Genomic DNA, 3,905 nt, shown 5'->3' on the forward strand with positions numbered 1-3,905 from the left:
CTGAAAGCTCTCATCGCCACCGCACATCGCCTCAACGGTGCTAAAGGCGACCCCAAGCTTGCCGCCCTCGTCACCCACCTGCGCGGCTTGCTCAAAGACGGCTTCCGCCCAGTGGTCTTTTGCCGCTACATTGCCACCGCCCGCTACGTCGCCCAGCATCTCGGCACCGAGTTTAAGGATGCCATCGTCGAAGCCATCACGGGTGAATATCCATCCCAAGAACGCGAGGAACGTGTTGCTGCGCTCGGTGAAGCATGGCTTGAGACATCCAAACCCATTGTCCTCGTCGCCACCGATTGCCTATCCGAGGGCATCAACCTCCAGCACATCTTCACCGCAGTCGTTCATTACGACCTCGCCTGGAATCCCTCTCGCCATGAGCAGCGTGAAGGACGTGTGGACCGGTTCGGCCAGCAGGCCCGCGAAGTGCGTGCCACCATGCTCTATGGCCAGGACAACCCAGTCGATGGTTTCATCCTCAACGTCATTCTCCGAAAGGCCGAGGCCATCCGCAAAGAACTCGGCATCCTCGTCCCCATGCCTGCGGATGCTCAACGCATCAATCAGGCCCTTATCAAGGCCGCCCTGCTCAAACAGAACCGCAAGGTGAACTACCAGACCGAGTTCGACCTCGGCGATCTGACCGCCACTCCCGAACTCGCCACACTCGACACTCATTGGAGCGATGCCATGGAGAACGCCAAGGCCAACCGCACCGTCTTTGCCCAGCGCCGGCTTCGTCCAGAGGAGGTGCTTCCTGAATGGGAAAAGCAGCGTTCCCTGCTTGGTGGAGGTAGTGACATCCAACGCTTCGTCATAAACACCTGCTCTCGCTTGAATTCCCCGCTGGAGCCACACCGCAAAGTCGCCTTCCGCCTAGTTCCACAGCACCTGCCACAGACACTGCGCGAGCGCCTCGATCTCGAAGGCATCAACAAGCCCCTCCCGCTCTATTTCGACCCAAAGGCCTCAGTACCGGGTGCTCGCTTCATCCACCGCACGCACCCGCTCGTCGCCCTGCTTGCAGATACCCTGCTGGAGGATTCTCTGTCTGGCTCCCAGCACCCGCTCGCCGCCCGCAGTTCCGCCACTGTCACCAACGCCGTCAGCATCGCCACGACAATCTTCATCCTCCGCCTGCGCCATCAACTCACCAGCAAGCGCCGCGATGTCACCCGCACGCTGATGGCAGAGGAATGCGTCACCCTCGCTGTCGCTGGTCGCGCCAAGCCTCAGTGGCTCCCAGAATCCGACCTCACCGCCCTGCTCGCCGCCGAACCCGCCTCGAACCTCACCGAAGCCGCCGCCTCTCGCGAGATACAGACCGCCCTCGATTTTCTCACAGCCCAGACTCCTTACCTCGAATCCCTTGCCCAGCAACGTGCAGAAGCCCTCCTCACCGATCATCGCCGCGTCCGTCAGGCAGCAGATGACCGTGGCGCTTATACTGTCACCCCCTGCCTCCCTGTCGATGTCCTCGGTGTGTATGTTCTCCTTCCTGCCGACCTCTGATCCATTTCGCCATGCCTGCCAAAAAGTCATCTCGCTCCCGCATCTTGAAATCGGCCTCTCCCATGGCCGTTCCCTCACTACTGCTTGGTGACGTTCGCAATCTTATCACGAGTGCCAGGGAGACCGTCTCTCGTGGCGTCAATGCGGCCCTTGTTTTGCTCTACTGGAAAGTCGGCGAGCGCATCCGCCTAGACGTCCTCAGAGAGAAGCGAGCCGGTTATGGGGATCGAATTGTGTCGGCATTGGCGACACAATTGGAGGCCGATTTTGGCCGCAGTTTTGCCGAACGAAACCTCCGGCGCATGATTCAATTTTCAGAGGTCTTTCCAGATTCACAGATTGTGTCGGCACTGACGACACAATTGAACTGGACGCATTTCGTTGACCTCCTCCCGCTCAACAAACCGCACCAGCGTGACTTCTACGCCGAGATGTGCCGCGTCGAGCGCTGGAGCACACGCACCTTGCGCGAGAAGATCAATGGCATGCTCTACGAGCGCACAGCCCTTTCGAAGAAGCCCGAGAAACTCATCAAAAAAGAACTCGCCGATCTCCGCGAACAAGATCGCCTCACGCCTGACCTCGTTTTCCGCGATCCCTACCTGCTCGATTTCCTCGGCCTCAAGGACACCTATTCCGAAAAGGATCTCGAATCCGCCATTCTCCGCGATCTGGAGTCCTTCCTCGTCGAACTCGGCAGCGACTTCGCCTTCGTCGCCCGGCAAAAACGCATCGTCGTCGATGGAGATGACTTCTATCTCGACCTCCTGTTCTACCACCGCAGCCTGCGGCGGCTCGTCGTCATCGACCTGAAGCTTGGCAAGTTCGCCCCTGCAGACATCGGCCAAATGGAGTTCTACATGCGCTGGCTCAAGAAGAACGAGATGCGCCCGGGCGAAGAAGAACCACTCGGCCTCATCCTCTGTGCCGAGAAATCCGACGAGCGCATCGAAGTCTTCGAACTCGCCACACGCGGCATCCGAGTCGCCGAATACCTCACCGCTTTGCCACCCAAGAAGTTGTTGGAACAGAAGCTCCATAATGCCGTCCAGCTCGCACAGAGCCGCATTGCTGACACCAAATCCAAAGGAGAGGCATGAGATTCGCGCCAGTCACCAACAACGATAATCAGGCGCACCTTCGCTCCCTGCCGGTCCTCGCCATCGATCTTGGCTTTTCTGCAACCAAGGAAACATGCGGTGCTGCAGCATGGCCAACTGACCAAGATTTCCAGGCTCCACTGAACTACAGCCGGTTTTTGGAATCCACTTGCAGGTGGATCAGCAAGAATGATCCCGCAGTCGTGCTTATTCTCGAAGCTCCACTTTCTGGAGCCTTTGATCCAGACGGCAATCCGATCCCGAGAGGAGACTTTGAACGCTTCCACTCCGAGACCAACCGAAGCAGCCCCCGCCATTGGAATATCATGGCTGGAGCATCCATGGCACTGGCCGCCATACATTTTTGCCATGCCCTTGGTCTCCGAATCAAGCAGGAGATTACCATCCATGTGGTTGAGGGTTTTGCTTCACGCTATACTGATGAGCAACACAACAAACCAAGCCACATGGACGTCGCCAAAGAGCTTCTCAGCCGTTGGCGTGATGGACAGGAGTTGCTCATTCCACAGGTGGTTGGAAGCATCGTATCCGTGACGGGAATCCTAAGCGGAGATTCATCGCATGGAGTCTCTGGTATTCTTCGAGTTCCCGACGGCCTTAAGTCCACTGCGCTATGAATTGCTGCCGACCATGCTCCAAAATCTGATGCAAACCATGGAGCCAGAAATCCAACTGCTCAACGAAGTGAGTGCACTGAATGAGCACTTCATAGGCCTCGTCTCTGCATGGCTTCATGATGATGAGATCGTGCGGCTTGGGCATCAGCATTTGGAGTGCGTGAAGCGCAGAGAGGTGGATATGGGGTTCAATCTCTTCCACCTGATTTCCGACGTCTATTATCGAGAAAATCTCCATAGCGACATCATGCAGGCAATCATCAATCCCGCAGGCAGCCATGGTCATGGCGATTATTTTCTGCGCCTGTTTTTGAAATACCTAAGGGAGCACCACGAGGTCGCCATCGAAATCGATAATTACTCCAACGCACGAGTTTTCCGCGAGGCCGGAAGAATCGACCTGCTGATTTGTGACGAGGACAGTAAGAAAGCGATCATCATCGAAAACAAGATCAATGGCGCGGCAGACATGGACCGTCAGCTCGTGCGTTATTTGGAGAAGGTCAAGGATCTGGGATACGCCTGCGATGCCATTGTTTACCTGTGTTTAAATCAAAAGAAGCATCCTGAAACACCCGGCTGGACAAAGAAGGAGCGCGAGGATGTCCATGCCTTGTTGAAGGTGATTTGCGCCTATGACGAGTCAGAAGGCGAT

General features: G+C 56.6%; 4 protein-coding genes. All 4 read left to right on the top strand.

Features of this window, described 5'->3' with window-relative positions:
• Positions 1 to 1,512: helicase-related protein (locus ACIREA_RS28135; RefSeq protein ID WP_397385639.1), on the top strand; the 1,512-nt coding region annotated here is incomplete at its 5' end.
• A 62-nt stretch (positions 1,513 to 1,574) separates the two neighbouring features.
• The gene (locus ACIREA_RS28140; RefSeq protein WP_397385640.1) at positions 1,575 to 2,612 is read left to right on the top strand and encodes a YhcG family protein; all 1,038 of its coding nucleotides are present in this window, start codon (positions 1,575 to 1,577) and stop codon (positions 2,610 to 2,612) included.
• Positions 2,609 to 3,250 carry a hypothetical protein gene (locus ACIREA_RS28145; protein ID WP_397385641.1) on the top strand — a complete coding sequence of 214 codons (642 nt, stop codon included), beginning with the start codon at positions 2,609 to 2,611 and terminating at the stop codon, positions 3,248 to 3,250. Before ACIREA_RS28140 ends, ACIREA_RS28145 begins: the two co-directional genes overlap by 4 nt.
• Positions 3,195 to 3,905: PD-(D/E)XK nuclease family protein (locus ACIREA_RS28150; RefSeq protein WP_397385642.1), on the top strand; the 711-nt coding region annotated here is incomplete at its 3' end. The genes ACIREA_RS28145 and ACIREA_RS28150, both read left to right, overlap by 56 nt.

Origin of the sequence: Prosthecobacter sp. (assembly GCF_044373815.1) — a bacterium.
Classification (GTDB): Bacteria; Verrucomicrobiota; Verrucomicrobiia; order Verrucomicrobiales; family Verrucomicrobiaceae; genus Prosthecobacter.